The following is an 18,294-nucleotide window of genomic DNA, read 5'->3' on the forward strand; positions in this document are numbered from 1 at the left end:
TGGCAAGGTAGTTGCACTTTTTCATACTCTGGTGCCCGCAAGGGGAGCGTAGAGGATTCTTGTACTGTCCTGAACCACGTGGTGAGCGGATATCGTCCGGAAGCGGTCAGTCACCTGCAAATTGAGCGCGGAAAACAGTGCTGATGGCACCTTTCACAATCCTCGTGGCCTTTGCCTTTCTCCTGGCCCTGGCGGCGACGCCGATGTGTCGTCGGCTCGCTTTGCGTCACGGCGTGGTGGCTCGCCATAACCATCGCACCGTGCACACGGGCCGAGTGCCAAAGCTGGGAGGTGGGGCCATCTTTGCCGCGGTGGTGGTGCCGCTGGTGGTGATGGCCGCCACTGGGCACCCATTGTCCAGGGAAGTCATAGGCCTGCTGCTGGGCGGGACCGTCCTCTTCCTTGTGGGGGCAGCCGACGATGTGCGCGGCCTAGGGTGCAATTTCAAGCTCGCTTTGCAGTCGTTCGGTGCACTGGTGCTGGTCTGGTCCGGCTTTAGAATCGAGGTCATCGTTCTACCAGGCTTTGGGAGCTTCCCCTTAGGATGGGGCAGTATTCCCTTCACCCTGCTCTGGGTAGTAGGTATCACCAATGCCATCAACCTCATCGATGGGTTGGACGGCTTGGCCACTGGTGTAGTCATGTCCGCAGTAGCTGTGGCCGCGGTGCTCGGCTGTGCCCACGGGCACGCCCTCGTGGTCCTCGTTGCCGCCGTAGTCTTTGGCGCCTTGGCCGGTTTCCTACCCTATAACCTTCACCCGGCTGCGATTTTCATGGGCGACTCCGGCAGTCTTTTCCTGGGCTTTGTGGTTGCCTGGCTGGCGGCCGCCGGGGCACAACTTGAACCAGGAACCGTCCCCATAGCGGTACCGCTCCTCTCCCTCCTTCTGCCAGTCACCGACACCTCGCTGGCCATAATCAGACGCCTGCGGCGTGGCATCCACCCCTTTGTGGCCGACCGCGAGCACATCCACCACCGCCTTCTTAACGCCGGCCTTTCCCATGGAAATGCCACCTTGCTCATGTGCGCGGTGAGCCTGGCGTTGGCTGGGGCAGCGCTGCTCTTGGCAGGGCTTGGCGCGAAATGGCTGCCGCCTCTGTGCTCATTGTGCCTGTCCCAGTGAGGCTCCGTGCCAATCCACCTCCAGCCATTTGCAGTCGCCTGAAGGAGATCCCTGCGCGCGACAAGTCCCCGGCGGATCGCGTCGCTGTATACGCGAGAACGGCACCTTGCGGGGTGACGGGAGTTGGGCCATATCTATTGCGAAAGAAAATCTCAATTTGGGGCTTGACATTTTCGCTATATTTGGTTAAATTTTTGCGTCCATTGCCAAAGCATCGTTCTAACCTCCTCAGTTCCTTCACAGTTGGGCGATCGACCTGTTGTTGTGCAAATTCCTCCACCGTGAGGGAGTCAAAGCTTCAAGACCCTCTCCGTGGCGCGCTTCGCACCCAGCGCTACGCCGTAATAAAGGAGAAGGCGTAGCCGTTCCACCTCCGGTAAACTGGCATCTCTCAGGGGGTAACGCGCCGCCGAGGCACGTGGGGTGCCACCACGTAGTGCTCCCCAGCGGTCGGCGAGAAGATGACGGGTATATCTTGCCATGTCATTCTCCTTGTGCATTGAGGTCCAGGCTCCTTTGTACCAGCCACAGCGGGTACCCTGTCCGTTAGGGGGCACCTGCGGGCTCCCCCCGCCCCATCCCTTAGGGCCGATCACGCCCTCGCCCACGCTCATGTCTTCCATTCATCAACAAGCAGCGCTTCCCAACCCCCAGGCGTGGCCCCCATGCGCTGAATTTGATGTGGCCTCTCCACTCACTGCGTACTGGAGGAGCATGCCGGTCCGGGCCCGCTCCGCTCGGCTCCAGACGCGTCTATGGACGCCCCTGTGGGTCTGCGGCGACCGGCGAAAGGTAGCAGGGCGAGCTCCAAGGCTTCGCAACCGGTGTCAGGTTTTCGATCGTGCAGCGACCAGGACGCGCCGCGTTGACCATGACCACACGGAGTATGTTCTCGTCTGCTGGAAAGCAAGTGGAACGACAGTCTTCTCAATAGCAAGTTCAAAAACATGCCTGGGTCTCCACACCTCCCGCATTGACGAGTGGCTGGTAGTTTACAGTCGTTACTCACTGACGGAGGGGACGGTTGAGCTCTGGGGAGTGCGGGTGCGTGAGGCACACGGTGTTCATTTGGACACGTGGGGACGGCCGGTGCCGGAGGGCTCCTTGCAAAAGGCCGGCGCTGCGCACGCCCCACCATGGCTGCCTGAGTTTCCCATCAGCGCCTCCCAGAGCTGCGGCGGGAGGGTGGCAAGCGCCCCACCAGCACTGATGGGCGCTTCCTACCGCGGCTCCCCCCATGTGGCCGCCAACGACGAAACCTATGAAACGCCCCAGCCGCACACCCGCCGCCACATGAACACACCGCCCGAATGCATGGTTGTCTGCACGGAATACCCCGGGTACACCGCAGACATCATGGGCCAGTGGGCGAGCTATCTCCCCGACATAACAGCGTTCCGCCGAGGTTGCAAATACCAGCGCGAAGCCGACTCGCACTACACGGTGGTGCTCTTTGACCAGCAGGGCACACCACCCGCGGTCCCCACAGCATGGAAAACCTGGGACGACTTCCAGATTTGCACCGACCCCTACCACCAGGATGAGCCGGACTACAATCAGCAGGACGGTACGTTCCTGGCGGTGTGGAATCACTGGCGCAGGAACCTGTGGGACGGCTCCTACGGCAGTGAACCGGGGTGGCAGGTCCCTCCATCGGATATTTTTGGCCAGCGGCTGCGCGTGCTGCCAGGGGACACGCTTTTTGCCCTGCTCGACGGAGCGGGCCAGTCGCTTGCCTGTCCTCTTGTCAACGCCCCTATTGCCTGCACTGAGGCATACGAAGGTATGAGGTCCTATCCGCCGCCCACATATGGAATCAAGCGGAACGAATTCCTCGTTGCCTATCGCTACGCCGCAACGCTTGGACAAAACGACATTCACGCGTCACTGTACAACGGGACCTGGACTCTTTTAGAGCCTGACTTCTCCGTGGCCGCCACAGGGCACCAGAACTCTTGTGCCCTGCACCAGAACTACCCGAACCCTTTCGACTCGGTGACCACGATCGAATATACTGTCAAAGACCCGCGTGGGATCATCCTTGAGGTTGTGGACGTGCGCGGCAGAACAGTCGGTCGGCTCTCTGACCAAGTTCAGCAGCCAGGCGCCTATCGTGTGCGCTTCGACACCCGGGAGCTGGCCTCGGGCATCTTTTTCTACCAAATTCGCGTGGGGGATTTTCAGGGCGCAAAGAAGATGGTCTTGCTGAAGTAACAGTCCTCGCACTGTCGAGGCACTGGAAAGAACACGGCATCTGTTGTGAACTGATCTGACAGGCCCTCAACTCATCAGGAAAGGAGTAGGCTATGAAAAGGTCCTGCGTACTACTCGCGTCTTTGCTCGCAACCACGCTGGCGTGGGCGGACGTTGCCGTTTTTACCAATATGTCCGGCGACGGCAATTGGCACAATCCGGCCAATTGGAGCACCAATCGTGTTCCCGGCGTCAACGATCATGTTGTCATTCCTGAAGGAAAGCGGTGTTTATTTTCCGGAGCGGCTATATCGTGGACAATCACCGTTCAAGGAGAATTGCACGCTCTTCAGGGCGGCAGCTTTTTTACCACAGAATTCAAAGTGAGCAAGGGCGCAGAAGTTCTCACAGGCAAAACTCTGCGCATTGATGGCGTTGGAGTTTTGGTGAGCAAGGTGACGGTGCAGAATGAAGGGACTATACAGGGAACTACAAAAGAAGCCAATCTTACGATCGGGCCTTGCTTTATTCCTGAACTTAGTCCGGAAGAAGTCGTTTTCAACAATGTGGGTGGCAGTGTAAAGGATATCGATTGGTTTGTTTTCAGGGGGCATGAATTCAATATGGAAGGGGGATTTTTGAGAGTGGGAATGTTGGGGGTCAACACTGATCTTTTCAAGATGCATAACGGAAGCAGCATCCTGTCACTTTTCTATTCCGAATCGTCCTACTTAACAACCGGAGTCCGCATCCGAGCAGCAAACTTTGAAATCGGCCCTGATTGCAGAATAACAACCGGCAATACGCCCACGGATGGGCTGTATTACGCGGGAGATATTGTTATTGCTGCCGACCAATTTCTTAACAAGGGAGGGCTTTTCCCAGGACTTGGTACTTTGCAAAACGGACGGCTTAAAATTCAAGGGCAAAAGGTAACCAACAACGGCAGCATGGGCAACCAGTCCGGACTCGGCAAAGCATCCTTGGCGCACAACTTTAACAGCGTAACTCTCCGCGCTGATACGGTACTCATCGAACGGGTCGACGGCATGATCACTGCCGACACGCTGCGCGTCTATGGTCGGCAGATCATTGTGAAAATCCAGAACGGCGTCGGCATCGGCCTCATGACCGGCGTGGATTTTTATACCACTGTGGACGGGACGATCGACTTTACCCAGACGACCTACTTTAACGCCATCGCCGGCGGCTACATTAAGCGGATATTCAGTAACCATGTCATTCCCTCCGAACAGTGGAGGCTGCAATCTGTATTCGGCGGGCCGGTATCGGTTTTCCCTGCAGACGCCACTCTTCTGCAGGCATCCGCAACGCTTGCACCATCCTTCGGCTACGCCGGAACCCGCGATACGCTGCAGCTTTATCTCCAGAACCAAAGTATGACCGCCGTTCGACTTGCCTATACAGTCAGCTCCAATTTGGGCTGGGCGCCGGCTTTGAATGACAGCACCACCCAATTGGCGCCTTTTGCATCGGTTGCGATTGCCATCCCTTTTGCCATCCCTCCGGGAACATCCCGCGGCACGGCGGATACGGTGAAAGTGACGGTCACCATCGGCCGTCTGGTCGTCGCAAAAGCCTCGGCCGCCATCTCCTGCTTGAGCCGGTCTTCTGAACCATGGACGGTGTCGCAGGTAGTGGTAAAGCCCGATCAGGTGAACTTGGTGGTCGGCCAACAGCAGCAGTTCACAGCGGTGGGGATGAATGCCGACGGGGATACACTGTACTTTGAGCCGGAGTGGTCGGCCACGGGTGGCACCATTGACTCCACCGGGCTCTATACCGCCACTCAAGCGGGGGATTTTTCCGTCACCTGCACGGATAAGCTCTCCGGCGCAAGTGCCAGCGCGGCGGTGCATGTCGGCGCTACGGAGGTATGTTCAGAGAGCGCAATGGCGCCGCAAGAGTTTGAGTTGCGGCAAAACTATCCCAACCCCTTCAATCCGGTCACAACCATCGCCTACGAGGTCAAGGAGAGGTGCCGGGTGATCTTGAAGATCGTGGACGTGCGGGGCAAGGCGGTAGCGCTTTTGGTGGACCAGATGCAACAGCCTGGCCTCTACACAGTCCGCTTCGATGCCCGCGAGCTGGCGTCCGGTATTTATTTTTACCAGATTCAGATGGCGGCTTTTAACGCGGTGAAAAAGATGGTAGTAGTGAAGTAGAGTAGGATAAGGCGATCAAAAAACCAAACTTTTTGGGGGTGTCCCATGAAATCGCAAAAGCAATTGTGCGCATTCAGGGGGAGGATTGTTTTGTGCCTGTCGCTTTTGTGGGCTCAAACCCTTTTGCAGGCCCAATGGGTGCAGACCAATGGCCCGTACGGCGCTCGGGTATCCTGTCTTGCGGTTGCCGACAGCTTTCTTCTTGCCGGAACCTATATGTCCGGCGTATTTCGTTCTGCAGACAACGGCGCGAGCTGGACCCAGGTGAACGACGGCCTGACATCTCTGTATGTTTATGACATGGTGGTGAACGGGAACAATCTTTTTGCCGCGACTGTTGGAGGCGGTGTGTTTTATTCTGCAGACAATGGTGCTAACTGGAGTGCGGTTAACAACGGATTGACAAACAAGAATATTTACGCACTTGTATTTAGCGGGACAGATCTCTTTGCCGGAACCGACGGTGGCGGGGTTTTTTCGCTCCACGGACAATGGCGCAAGCTGGACCGAGGTCAACAACGGTTTGACGAGCCTACGGGTCTATGCTTTGGGTACAGACGACCAGTACCTCTATGCTGGCACAATTGGAGCCTGCGTGTTTCGATCCGCGGACAAGGGCCAGAGCTGGACCCAGGTCAAGCAGGGTTTTGGGAGTGCATTTGTTTCCGGTTTTGCAGCTATCGGCACCCATCTTTTTGCCGCCACGTATAACGGAGTCTTTCGTTCCACGGATCATGGGGACCATTGGACTGCGGTCAATAACGGCTTGACATCGCTTAATACATCTCCTTTCTGTGTTTGGGGTACGGACCTTTTTGTCGGTACTAACGAGAGAGGAGTCTTTCGTTCTACGGATTATGGCGCCAATTGGACTGAGGTGAGTGCCGGTTTGACAAACCCTGTTGCTCGTGATTTTGCCGTGAGCAGTCAAAATCTCTTTGCCGGGACCTATGGTGGCGTATTTCTTTCCACAGACAATGGCGCAACTTGGAACGCGGTCAATACCGGCATGATCGGTACGCATGTTCGGGCCTTTGCCGCCAATGGGCCGATGCTCTTTGCTGGGACCTATGGCAACGGCGTGTGTGTTTCCCCGGATTACGGTGAAAGCTGGAGTGAAGTCAATCAGGGTTTAACAAACATGGATGTCGATGCGTTTGCCCTAAAGGGGCCGCTTGTTTTTGCCGGCACTTGGAGAGGCGGTGTATTCTGTTCCTCGGACAACGATACAAGCTGGACAGAAGTAAACACTGGTTTGACGAACAAACGAGTTTATGCGCTTGCTGTCAGCGACACGCTTCTTTTTGCCGGGACCGACGGCGGCGGGGTGTTTCGTTCCACGGACAATGGCGCCAGCTGGACCGAAGCCAACACCGGCTTGACGGATATGTATGTTAATGCTCTCGTTGTCTGTGGCACACATCTTTTTGCCGGCACCTGGGGCGGTCTATTTCGTTCCACGGACAATGGCAATACCTGGGAGCCAATCAATATGGGTTTGACAAATGCGAATGTAAGAGCGCTTGCAGTCAGCGGCCAGAATCTTTTTGTCGGCACCTCTAAGCCCGGCAATGTGTCTCTTTCCACTGATAGCGGAGAAACCTGGACGGATATGGGAGCAGGATTGAGGGCTGGAGGAGAGGTCTATGCGCTTGCTGTTTTCCACGATCAGGTCTTCGCCGGAACCAGAGGCTGGGGCGTGTGGCGACGGCCGTTGAGCGAGATGGTCACATCGGTCGAAGAATTTTCAGAGGCAGCACCGAAGCACTTCGTTCTTGAACAGAACTACCCCAATCCCTTCAATGCAGAGACGGTCATTGGCTATCGCGTCGAGAAGGCTTGGCGAGTGACTCTGGAGGTCGTGGATGTACGTGGCAAGATGGTAGCGCTCTTGGTGGATCAAATGCACCAGCCCGGCGTCTATACGGTTCGTTTCGATGCCCGTCATTTGCCTTCGGGGATTTATTTCTGCCGTATCCAAATGGGGGGTCTCATGCGGTGCGGAAAATGATTTCTCCAAAGTAAGGAAAGGAGACAATTCAAGATATCAACGAAACACAAACGGCAAGGGGGTGTCCTCTAAAATCGCTGAAGCCAATTGTGCTTATTTAGGGAACGTACTTTCTTTTGGTTGTCGCTTTTCTGGAAAAGTCGCCTTGCAGGCTCATTCGGCACGTACCAATGCGCCCTTTGGCGGTGTAGTATCTTGTTCTACGGTTTCTGGAGAAAAGCTCTCCACCGGAACTTTGGCTGGGGTCTTCCTTTCCACCGACCACGGGGCGGGCTGGGCCGAGGGCAATAACGGTTTGACCAATACTTCTGTCCAAACCCTTGCCGTCTCGGGCGCCCTTCTCTTTGCCGGGACTTGGGATGATAACTGGGTATGGAAAAGACCTTTATCGGAGATGATCGCCTCTGTGGAAAGGCTGCAAACCGAGCCGCCTGCCCGTTTCGCTCTTTGCCAAAACGACCCCAACCCCTTCAATGCCGGCACGACCATCCGCTTTTCTCTGCCGCAGGTGGGAGTTGTGTCTCCGAAGATTGTCAACAGCAAGGGCGAAGAGGTTGCGAGGCTGATAAAAGGTGCGCTACAATCCGGCAACTATGAGGTGTCTTGGCATGCAGCAAATGTTCCCAGCGGTACTTGTTTTTACCGATTGAGCATGGGCAATTGGGTTGAGAGGAGGAAACTGGTGCTGTTGCGATAATCGGACCGCACTGCAGGAAGAACGGTTGACCCCTCCAAGGGTGACCGATAAAGCGTTGATGCGACCACCCCAGGGATGATATCCGTTCCTGTTCGGCTGCTTAACGCGGTTAGGCCGACTCTGCCGAAGGCCAGGGCCGCCGCGCCTAAGGCTAAAAATAGTATCTTGCATAGCTGTCATTAGAGCGATTCTGCAAACGGCCACGGCGTGGTTATCTCCCGCTGTTATGAAACTCGGAGTGAAGCCGATGAGTCACCCCCTTTGGTCGACCGCATGCACCAGCTTTGCTGCTATATGGTCGATTGCGCTGGTTAACGATCGAACAAGAATCTGCCAACTGTTATCATGCACCGGTTATGCTGCTTAACTCTCCGCTTCGATCCCGGCAAGTTGGCGTCCAGTATTCATTTTTATCAAATCCAGATCGGGGCTTTTCAAGCGGTGAAAAAGATGGCGGCGGTGAGGTAGGAAGAACTAAAACCCGAGTCAACCACCAACTAAAGGGCTCCTAACGCGAATTCGTGCACGAGAGGCTGCCTTGCGAGGATACCGAGAAAGAGAAGCAGCACGGTGGAGAAGACCCCCCCGCCAGCGGTAGCCTCGTGCCCTCATGCTTATCGCCTTGGCACTGCCGTTCATGGCTCCTACGACATGATTGTCAACGGGCAGCTCCATGTATCCCAGAACCCCGTCGCCATGCCTGGAAAGCAGAGAGGCGAACTGTCCCACGGGTCCAAGTCCGTAATTGAAAGCCCATTCGAGCCAATAGCTTAACAAGCGCTCGGCCTCCTGTTCAGTCGCCCGCTGCCACCGCTCACGGAAGTGCTCCCTGAGCAGATAGGCGCGGAAGATGCCCCGATTCAACCTCTCCAGGTAGTCCAATCGTTGCCGCTCCTGGGGTCTCAGATTCCAGGGGCTCTTCAGCCCCAGGGAGCGGGTGCCTTTCAGCGGCTCTGGGTTGAGGCGGCGCACCCGGTGGGGCTCCGGGCGTCTGACCTGATCGACGGCCGGCAGCAGCTGACGCCCGGGAGGAAACCGGCCAAAGACCACCAGCGCCCGGAGCACATACTCCTTGATTACCTCTATGTAGTGGATCCACATAGAGCAGCCCCGCTCCCTTCCCGAATTGCGGAGGGTGAGATGACCGTGAAGAGGCTTCCGCGCCCCGCTACCCAGCAAGTGCGGCGCCGCGACATACCGCCTCGGTTTGCAGGAGGCTATCCCCACCGCACCCCAGGGAAAACTCCCGCAGTGCAGGCCGTCTCTGCCTGGCACACTGGCCAAAAGCACCTTCCCCAAGTCATAGACCTGCGTGCGGTCGATGTGCCCCCGCCTGCGGCTTATCTCGTCGATACATGCCATCATCACACCGGTTTTGCTTCGGCACTGAAGGCCACAACTTGCTACCCGCTTCACTACCGCATTGGGCGCCTGCCAAGACACCCGGAACAGCCGTGTCACGGTCTGCATGGGCGACAGAGGGGACCACTGGGCCAACGCCACAAGCAGCGCCTGACTCAGCAAGCTTTTCCCGTTGCTCCGCCGGATACGCGCCATCGTGACCCGGAAGCGGGGATACTTGACCCGCACCGGTTAATAGCAGATCAACACCGGAATACTCCACACGGGCACGAGCTTCCAGGTGCGCTCATGCAGTCGATCCTGCACCGGGAACATTCGCGGCACCGGCCAACAATCACCGGCAAACGGACAATCAGGCCGCCACTCCCCCTCCGACTCACCAGGCGATGCTTCTAAGTTTCCACCGTCCATTCTACTACCTTTGCAGTAGGCATGTGGGAGACCTCTCCCTACCTTGGCCCACTCTCCAACACCGAAAGTTGCAAACATCTCTCATGCCTTTCAAGTATTTATCTCAGCGAGACCCCGCACAAATTCTCACAAGGAGCCTGTTAATAATCCCGGCTGGTCCCAATCGGGCAACCAGCATTCGAACCCATTGGAACCACCGAATGCCACCTGAACTGTTCATCGAAAACTATGGTTATCTTGCACTTTTCGCCGGAAGGATAGTCGAAGGAGAAACCGTCGTCGTGTTCGCCGGTTTCCGTGCCTGCCGCCCAGGGCCATTCACATTGGTATTTGGTCATATTGATTGCTTTCCTAGGAACGACTCTAACGGATCATACCATCTTCTTTCTGTTCGCATGCGTGTCAAGACTATTTGGTTTTGGGCTCCCCATTCTAATGCGCCATGCGGAGGATTGCTGAATTTGCCATCGGGACCAGTCAGACAGAAATCCACCCCTCTCTCATGCTAAATGTTATCAGTACACTTTTCTGAGCTGCAATTTACGCTTTTGTAGGATACATGTTTTGGCAAGCACTGGCGGGATTGCTGGGCTATATTCGACGTCGCCAATTCAACTTTATGATGGAAATAACTGTCACGGCATTTAGTCGCTGGATACACCGGCGCATAAAGAAGACGAAGGCTTGTTCGAACTGAAGCTTGCACTTTACGTGTTTCGGAGTTAGCAATTCTGGTTCTCGACTGTGAAGCGAAATTTTTCTGGCCAGCATGAAACAATTGGCTCCTGATCTGTCAAAGATGTTCTCTTGACATAGTAATATTACGATTTTATTGGAAGATTGAATCCTTTCGCTACAGGGAATATCGAAATTTCATTTGCATTTGTGAATATTATTTTTATGTTTATGACAAAGAGTGAGGACATATCCGATGACTGAGGAGTCCGCAGTGACACCTTTGTATTTGATCATCATTCTATCGTTTCTTGCTGCTCCATGCTTTTCCCAGATCGATGCCGTGGCCACTCTGGCGGACACGGCCATCGCCTGCCAATACACCCAAAAAGCCAAAACCTTTGCCCAAAAGGCACAGTTCGATAGCTCCGGCTTTTATCATGAAAAGGCGCTCGCCATTTATGGACCGATCAGCCAGCATTTTTCGACACCTCGCTTATGGAAGAATTATGTGGACGCCCTGATGGATATTGCCCTAAGTTTCTATAAGCAGGCTGATTATCGACGCTCGCTGGAGCGTTTGCAGGAAGCTTTGGCGATTGGATTGGAACATTTGGGCGAAAATCATGAAGCGGTTATCCAGGTCTATAACATGTTGGGCATGGTATATTATTCGAAGGCTGATTACGCGCGTGCGCTCGATTACTATGACCTGGCGTTGGCCAAAACATTGGCACTATTCGGCAGCGAGCATCCTCAAACTGCCGACAGCTACAACCACCTGGCAACGATCTATGGCAGCAAAGGTGATTATCGCAAGGCGCTTGATTATTTCCAAAGTGCCATTGCCATTTTTCGTCGACATTTTGGTGAAAAGCATGTTCAAGTGGCCTGCGCCTATCACAATATGGGAGTAGTCTATCGCAAAATGGCAGACTATGATCGTGCGCTGGATTTCTTTCATAAATCGCTGGCCATCGACCTCCAGCTCTCGGGGGAACGCAGTCCTGATGTGGCCATGGATTACAATCGGATCGGGACAATTTATGGCATGATTGGCGACTATGATCGGGCGTTGGAATACTTGCAGAAATCATTATCCATCTGCGTCGACGTATTTGGTGAGAAACATCCTCAGGTGGCCAGCAACTACAACGATTTGGGAGTCACCTACCAAAAGAAAGGGGACTATCCACGGGCACTGGAATTCTTTAGTAAATCGGTAGCGGTCACGGCGCAGACCGTTGGTGAAAACCATCCGAAGCGGGCGGTCGGTTATGGTAATTTGGGCGTCATTTATCGTGAACTGGGACATTATGATCAGGCGATTGAATATCATCAGAAAGCCCTGGCCATCCATCTCAGGTCTCTGCCAGAAAAACATGATTTTGCATCAAACTGCTATCGTAATTTGGGAGTGGCTTATCATCTCAAAGGTGATGATGAAAAAGCGATCCACAATTATCACAAGTCGTTGGCCATTCAACAAGAATTGTGTGGCGCAAAACATTCGCAGGTGGCAGACTTGCATCAACTTTTCGGTGAGTTATACTTGAAGAAAGAATATTTCCAGCAAGCGCTGAGGCACAGCCAGCAGGCGATTATCGCCGTCACACCCAATTTCAGCGATACCAATATCTACAGCAATCCGCCGCTACCAGACCTAAGACTGGAGGAGCAAACCATCATCGCCTTAGAGCTAAAAGCAGATGCCTTGCAACGATATTATTCGGAAGTGTCCTCAGATCTGAAAGACCTGGAGGTGGCTTTTCAGACGTATCAACTCACCTCAGATCTAATCGACAGGGTGTGCCATCGTTATCAGTCCGAGGGATCAAAAATATTTTTACAGGAAAAAACATCGAAAATTTTCGCTGCCGCTATTGGAACAGCATTGCAGCTTTTTGACCGCACGCAGAATCGGGATTATCGAGAGGCTGCGTTTTTGTTGGCCGAAAAGGCGAAGGCTATGGTCTTGCTGGCAGCCCTACAGGATGCCAGAGCTAAACGATTCGCTGACCTCCCTGATAGCTTGTTAGAGCAGGAACGGCAGTTGAAAATCGACCTGGCTTGCTACGACGCACAATTGCAAAAGGAGCTACAGAAAAAAACGGATCAGGATAGTGTGATGATTAAAGAGTTTCAATCGAGGCTGTTTCGGCTCAATTCGGCAGCTCAGCAATTAGTCGAACAGTTAGAGACCAACTATCCCCAATATTATCAACTGAAATATCAGACACCATCAATCTCCATCGCTGATCTTCAAGTGGCTTTGCCTCCTGATGCCGCTTTGATCGAATACCTGACCGGGGAGGAAATGATCCATATTTTTGTCATCACCAAAGATAACTTCGACGTTGTATCTGTGGCTCAAGAAGGAAACTTTGCTAGCGCTGTCGAGTTGTTGGTTCGTTCCATCAAGAAGGCGGATATAGCCAATTTTGTGGTATCGAGTCAGCAGATTTATCTTCGCCTTGTTCAGCCCATTGAGCAGCTTCTGATTTCCCAGAAGAGGTTGATCGTTATTCCTGATGGCATCCTGTATAGGATTCCATTTGAGACATTGCTCGCCAGCGAGCCTGATAGCGAAGCCGACTTAACTCGATTCGATTATCTGATCAAAAGGTTTGAAATTTCTTATCACTATTCGGCGAGACTGTACTTGAATACGCTGAAAAAAGCAACTGAGGAACACGAGCGGTGTTTGCCTGGCGCTTTCATCGGTTTTGCGCCTGTTTTCAATAAAGCCAAACGCAACGGATATATTCTCGCCAGCAATCTTCCTGTGTTCACGCTCGCTACCGCTGAGCCAGACGCCGATGCTCGGACGATCCACCTAGATGAAAACCGGATTCACGAATTACCCCATTCTGAACAAGAGGTGATCAGGATCATCAAAGGATTTGAAGCAAGCGGAAAAAGAGCTATCGGCTATTTTCATGCGGATGCCTCTGAAGAGAACTTCAAGCTCGAGAGCAACAAGTACCAAATCGTGCATATTGCCACGCATGGCATCATCAACGAGGAGCGACCACAACTGTCAGGCATTGTCTTCTCCCAGCCTCAGGATACAGCTTTCAGCGACGATGGCATCTTGTATGCGGGAGAAGCTTATAATCTCAATCTCCAAGCCGACCTGCTTGTCTTGGGCAGCTGCGAGAGTGGACTCGGCAAGCTGGTGCCGGGCGAAGGGATGATGGCGTTGACCAGGGGCTTCCTGTACTCGGGTGTATCTAATATCCTCGTTTCTTTGTGGAAAGTATCCGATAGATACACCAGTCAGATGATGGTCGACTTTTATGCGAATATTCTCAACGGAAAGAGTTATGCGGCCGCAATTCGGGAGGCGAAAATCAATCTGATCAGGAATTCAGCCACAGCATTGCCGAAGACGTGGGGAGGATTTGTACTGATTGGGGGGTAGAGAGGGGGCAGAAGGTAAGGATATAAGGCCATTAGAACATTAGGGGATAGAGGAATGAAGGACTGGAACAAATTGACAAGCTACAGAAAATCACACATGTACCCCCTATACCTCTTATATCTCGGTGGCACTGCTCCCTTTTCCGCTTCCTAACAGAATTGCTATAGCCATTGAGAGTTACGTTGGCATATTCTGGTGAATCCAGGGTTCCATCTACGAAATCCCTGGAGACATATTGAAGCTCTTGGCAACTGATTAAATGATCTCTTAGCTCATGAAGTGAGCCTCTGGCGATTCGATAGAATTGAATACCTTCTTGGTAATGGAAGCGACGATAGCCTTCAGTGATGTTGGCCGTCGAGCTGCTTGACGCTTTTCTAATCCGAGTATCTAGTTTTTCACCCTTGGGCAACCGAGGTAAAATCTTTTTAGAAAATCAACTTTACTTCTCTGGCTTTCTTCCAGGCTTCCAGCGTTGTGAAGTCTCTCGACGTTATAAAATGCAGGCGGTTGATTTGCGCTTAATGGACTACTTTCCTGTGAATCATGATGATATTCAGCCATCATCCTTTCCAAGCACCTTCTGCCTCCATAATTTTAATACCCTATACCCCTATTCTACCAAGAACTTCCCCACATACACCACCTCCTCTTTACTCTCCAGCTTCCAATAATATAGTCCTGGCGCTAATCTCTCTTTGAATATGAATTGATTCTGCTCTGGTTCAGTGGCAAAGATTTCAGCCCCTCGATTATTGAGGATCTTTAGAGAAGCGACATTGGCGCTATCACCTGCCCAACGAAAAAGAATATTACCACTTAGCTTCTCATTGATTCTCGGAGAGAGTACGGTGAGCGAAAACGAGCGAGTGACATCGTCGATCATGGCTTCGAGATAGGGCAACGGCCGGAAATTCATCGCATAAGCCTGGCTCATCTCTGTCTTGGGTTCTGCACGTTTCGCGAGTACTGCTGGCTCACTGGTTTGAGCGGTATTACTTTCTTGTTCAATAATTGCAGTATTATCTCCAATGACAATTTGCGATTGCTGCTCTGCTTGCACAAATAACTTTTTGTAGCTAAAAAGCACAACCAAGAAGATTATCCCCACTGTGGCTGTCGCATAAATCCATCGTCTACCCTGCTGGACCAAAAGCCTCTCATTCATTTTCTTGAATAAATAAGCGATTCCCTTTTCAGCTCTTTGTCTTGCTAGATAATCGGCAAAAAGGCCGGCCCCTTCCTTTCTTATCAATGCAACACACAGCCCACGGAACCGCAGCTCTTGAAAACAGACATCACAGTTAAAACAATGCTCTTCGAATTTTTCCCGCTCCGCAGGCGAAAGCTCTCCCGCCAAATAATAATCGATCAACTGGTCCCGATTTTCGATCTCACATTTCATCAAAACTCACCTTTTGCCCAAAACGAACGTCGTCCTTCCTACAATACCCGTGTAGCCTTATACCTCTATACGCCATAGTATGCATTTTCACCCATCCACTTATCCCCCAATTATGCAATCCACTGAATACAGATTAACAGAAACCACTCGAATATTGAAAAAAAATCCTCCTTTTTACACTGCTCCCTCAACAGCTTCAGGGCATAATGAATTCGCTCGCTGACTCGCCTCGGCGGCAGCTTAATCTCTTGGCTGATCTGAGTGATCGAATATTCCTTGAAATATCTCAAATAGAGGACCTCTCTATATTTGAGTTTGAGTCTTGCCAGGCCACCTCTCAAGAATGTTTTCAATTCCTGGTGCTCAAGTGAATCCTCTTCTTCGACGACCATGTCATTTTCGGAGCCGGGGTCAGCAATGACCGTTTGTTCTTTCTTATGTTGCTTGAAATAATCTCGAATTTTGTTCATAGTGATGGCATAGACGTACGATCCTAGCGGGACGCCTTTGCTCACATCAAAACGTCCGTGCCGCAGGCTGCTCAGCAGTGCCAATTGGACCTCGCTGACGACATCCTCCCAGTCCTTATTACTCAGGCCCAAGCTAAAACGGACCTTGTGGATTATTCTCTGCCTAAAATGCAATAGGAGTTCACTTTCAGCCTGCAGACTTCCAGCCTGAATAGCCTCGATAAGATCCATTTGTCGGTTATCATCCATAACAAGAATTTAGCGATTCTTGATTTTTAATGCAAGAGAAAAAGTTTTTTTCAATATTTTGAGCTCATTTCCTAATACTATTTTGTAAGGTTACTCAAGTACACCTTTGCGCGTCATTTCGAGCGGGGCGAGAAATCTGTTGATTCTGAAGTCATCAATGAAATATGAACCCTTCACTTCCCCGCCAATTGACGGATATGTTCGGAATGACTCATCATCTTCTGGTATGACCAAGTAGAGCTAGTACTCATATAAGAAGGCCTTCGACTCAGATTGGGAAGGAGATTATCGTGTCGAAAAAGTCGTTCTTCTTCAGTTTGCTCGTTTTGGCGCCACTGTTGACTACTCAGGCACAGGTGCCACAGTTGATCAACTATCAGGCGATTCTGACCAATCCCGATGGCGAAATGATTGATGGCGCTCGCTCGATTCAGTTCAGCATCTATGCTGCCGAAACAGGTGGAACTGCCTTATGGTCGGAAACCCAAAACGTAACAGTTGCCAATGGCCTCTTTAGTGTTCTTCTGGGCTCGGTCACGCCGATCCCTTATACAGTTTTTGATCGAACCGAAACCTATCTTGAATTAAAAGTCGGCAGCGACCCTGCTATGACGCCGCGCAAGCGGTTGGTCACTGTGCCCTATGCCATGCGAGCTAATAGTGCGGATAACATCGGCGGACATGCGGCCGGCGCCTTTGTGAGAAGTCTGCAAAATGTTGCCCCCAATAGCAGCGGCAATATCGATCTGGCGGAAGGCTCGAATGTTTCGATTACAGCCAATCCTGGTTCCAATCAGATTACCATTTCGGCGTCGGGCGGACCCGGCGGCGGCGATATTTCAGCAGTTTATGCAGGCAATGGCTTGACAGGTGGCGGTACCACGGCCGACGTAACGCTCCACGTGGGCGCTGGCGATGGCATTACCGTATCCGCCGATGCGGTTGCGCTGAACACAACTTTTGCTGATAATCGCTATGTCAACGAAGGGCAAGCCAGCAGCATCGCCACCGCCATGATTCAAGCCAATGCCATCACTGCCGATAAAATTTCACCCAATATTGTCAGCAGCGTTGATGGAGTATCGAACGATGGCGGCAATATCGATCTGGTGGCGGGTAGCAATATTACAATAACGCCCGACGATGCCAATAAAAGAATTACTATAGCTGCAACTGGCGGTGGTACTGGCGATAACCTGGGCAACCATACTGCAACACAAAATATCCGATTGGGAAATTACTGGCTTTCCAGCGACGGCGACAATGAAGGTATTCAGGTGAGCAGTTCGGGAGCGATTAATATTCCAGGAAGTGTGACATGTCATAACACGCTAAATGTGGTGGGTACCATCCAGTCCAATAGTGATTTGATCGCCGTATCTAATGTCCAGGCCAATGGTGGTTATATTCGGGCAGGCACACCAAGCATGAGTTACGGCAGCGGTGATATTGTGGCTACCGATAATCTGATCAGCGATGAAAATGCCTATATTGGCAATAATCTCTGCGTCTGGAAGCATGCAGGGATCAATATGAATGGTGGCTATAGCACCATTTACCCTCTGCAGGTCAATGGCGACGCCTATATCACCGCTGATATCAGGGCTGGCAACCACATAACTACTGGTGGTCATGTGGGCATTAATTTTGGTGGTTACAGTACCACGTATGCCCTACGAGTCGATGGAAACGCTTATGCGACTGGCTCCTGGCTCAGCTCGGATATCAAATTGAAAAAAAATATTGCCACCGTCAAAAACCCGCTACCAAACTTGATGCAGCTTAGGGGAGTATCTTTCGAGTGGAATTCAGAGTCTTATCCCAATCGAGAATTCTTTGCTGGCCTGCATTACGGTTTTATTGCCCAGGAAGTGGAGCAGGTATTGCCAGAGATTGTCAAAACGGATGAGAATAATGAAAAGAGTATCGCTTACACGGAACTCATACCGTTGCTGCTTGAAGCGATTAAACAACAACAAAGAGCCATCGAAGAATTGCAGCAGCAAGTCAATCAACTCATGAATAGGTAATCCTGAATGATGCTAATGCACAGCAGAGTTTTGGCGGAAAGGTCAAGCAATAAATTA

At 52.2% G+C, this 18,294-nt stretch carries 12 protein-coding genes; 7 read left to right on the plus strand and 5 right to left on the minus strand.

The window, feature by feature from the left end:
• Nucleotides 1–143: 143 nt before the first annotated feature.
• Nucleotides 144–1,124, plus strand: coding sequence for an undecaprenyl/decaprenyl-phosphate alpha-N-acetylglucosaminyl 1-phosphate transferase (locus ONB25_01705; protein ID MDZ7391604.1), 981 nt, complete (start codon nt 144–146; stop codon nt 1,122–1,124).
• A 290-nt stretch (nt 1,125–1,414) separates the two neighbouring features.
• Here ONB25_01705 and ONB25_01710 read toward each other — a convergent pair whose 3' ends face one another.
• Nucleotides 1,415–1,606 (minus strand): hypothetical protein, encoded by a 192-nt coding sequence (locus ONB25_01710; GenBank protein ID MDZ7391605.1) that lies wholly within the window; start codon nt 1,604–1,606, stop codon nt 1,415–1,417.
• A 562-nt stretch (nt 1,607–2,168) separates the two neighbouring features.
• Here ONB25_01710 and ONB25_01715 point away from each other — a divergent pair.
• The 4 genes from ONB25_01715 (at nt 2,169) to ONB25_01730 (ending at nt 8,211) form a co-directional block, all read left to right on the plus strand.
• Nucleotides 2,169–3,338, plus strand: coding sequence for a T9SS type A sorting domain-containing protein (locus ONB25_01715; GenBank protein ID MDZ7391606.1), 1,170 nt, complete (start codon nt 2,169–2,171; stop codon nt 3,336–3,338).
• Between the two features lie 92 nt (nt 3,339–3,430).
• Complete coding sequence (locus ONB25_01720; protein ID MDZ7391607.1) at nt 3,431–5,503, plus strand: T9SS type A sorting domain-containing protein; 2,073 nt, start codon at nt 3,431–3,433, stop codon at nt 5,501–5,503.
• Nucleotides 5,504–5,951: 448 nt separating this feature from the next.
• Nucleotides 5,952–7,514 carry a T9SS type A sorting domain-containing protein gene (locus ONB25_01725; GenBank protein ID MDZ7391608.1) on the plus strand — a complete coding sequence of 521 codons (1,563 nt, stop codon included), beginning with the start codon at nt 5,952–5,954 and terminating at the stop codon, nt 7,512–7,514.
• Between the two features lie 61 nt (nt 7,515–7,575).
• Nucleotides 7,576–8,211, plus strand: a complete 636-nt coding sequence (locus ONB25_01730; GenBank protein MDZ7391609.1) for a hypothetical protein — start codon at nt 7,576–7,578, stop codon at nt 8,209–8,211.
• A gap of 486 nt (nt 8,212–8,697) precedes the next feature.
• Here the strand turns inward: ONB25_01730 and ONB25_01735 are convergent, their stop codons facing one another.
• Nucleotides 8,698–9,735 carry a transposase gene (locus tag ONB25_01735; GenBank protein ID MDZ7391610.1) on the minus strand — a complete coding sequence of 346 codons (1,038 nt, stop codon included), beginning with the start codon at nt 9,733–9,735 and terminating at the stop codon, nt 8,698–8,700.
• A 1,180-nt stretch (nt 9,736–10,915) separates the two neighbouring features.
• On the opposite strand from ONB25_01735, the gene ONB25_01740 reads away from it, so the two are divergent.
• Complete coding sequence (locus ONB25_01740; protein MDZ7391611.1) at nt 10,916–14,083, plus strand: tetratricopeptide repeat protein; 3,168 nt, start codon at nt 10,916–10,918, stop codon at nt 14,081–14,083.
• A 31-nt stretch (nt 14,084–14,114) separates the two neighbouring features.
• Here the strand turns inward: ONB25_01740 and ONB25_01745 are convergent, their stop codons facing one another.
• The 3 genes from ONB25_01745 to ONB25_01755 form a co-directional block, all read right to left on the minus strand.
• Nucleotides 14,115–14,495: a four helix bundle protein gene (locus tag ONB25_01745; protein ID MDZ7391612.1), complete on the minus strand. Its 381-nt coding sequence runs from the start codon at nt 14,493–14,495 to the stop codon at nt 14,115–14,117.
• A gap of 201 nt (nt 14,496–14,696) precedes the next feature.
• The gene (locus tag ONB25_01750) at nt 14,697–15,488 is read right to left on the minus strand and encodes a zf-HC2 domain-containing protein (protein MDZ7391613.1); all 792 of its coding nucleotides are present in this window, start codon (nt 15,486–15,488) and stop codon (nt 14,697–14,699) included.
• 110 nt (nt 15,489–15,598) lie between these two features.
• A complete protein-coding gene (locus tag ONB25_01755) occupies nt 15,599–16,189 on the minus strand; it encodes a sigma-70 family RNA polymerase sigma factor (protein MDZ7391614.1) in 591 nt (196 codons plus the stop codon).
• 308 nt (nt 16,190–16,497) lie between these two features.
• Here ONB25_01755 and ONB25_01760 point away from each other — a divergent pair, with 308 nt between their 5' ends.
• Entirely contained in the window at nt 16,498–18,237 is a 1,740-nt protein-coding gene (locus tag ONB25_01760) for a tail fiber domain-containing protein (protein MDZ7391615.1), read from the plus strand.
• Nucleotides 18,238–18,294 lie beyond the last annotated feature (57 nt).

The organism is candidate division KSB1 bacterium (assembly GCA_034506335.1).
Lineage (GTDB): Bacteria > Zhuqueibacterota > Zhuqueibacteria > JANLFK01 > Oleimicrobiaceae > Oleimicrobium.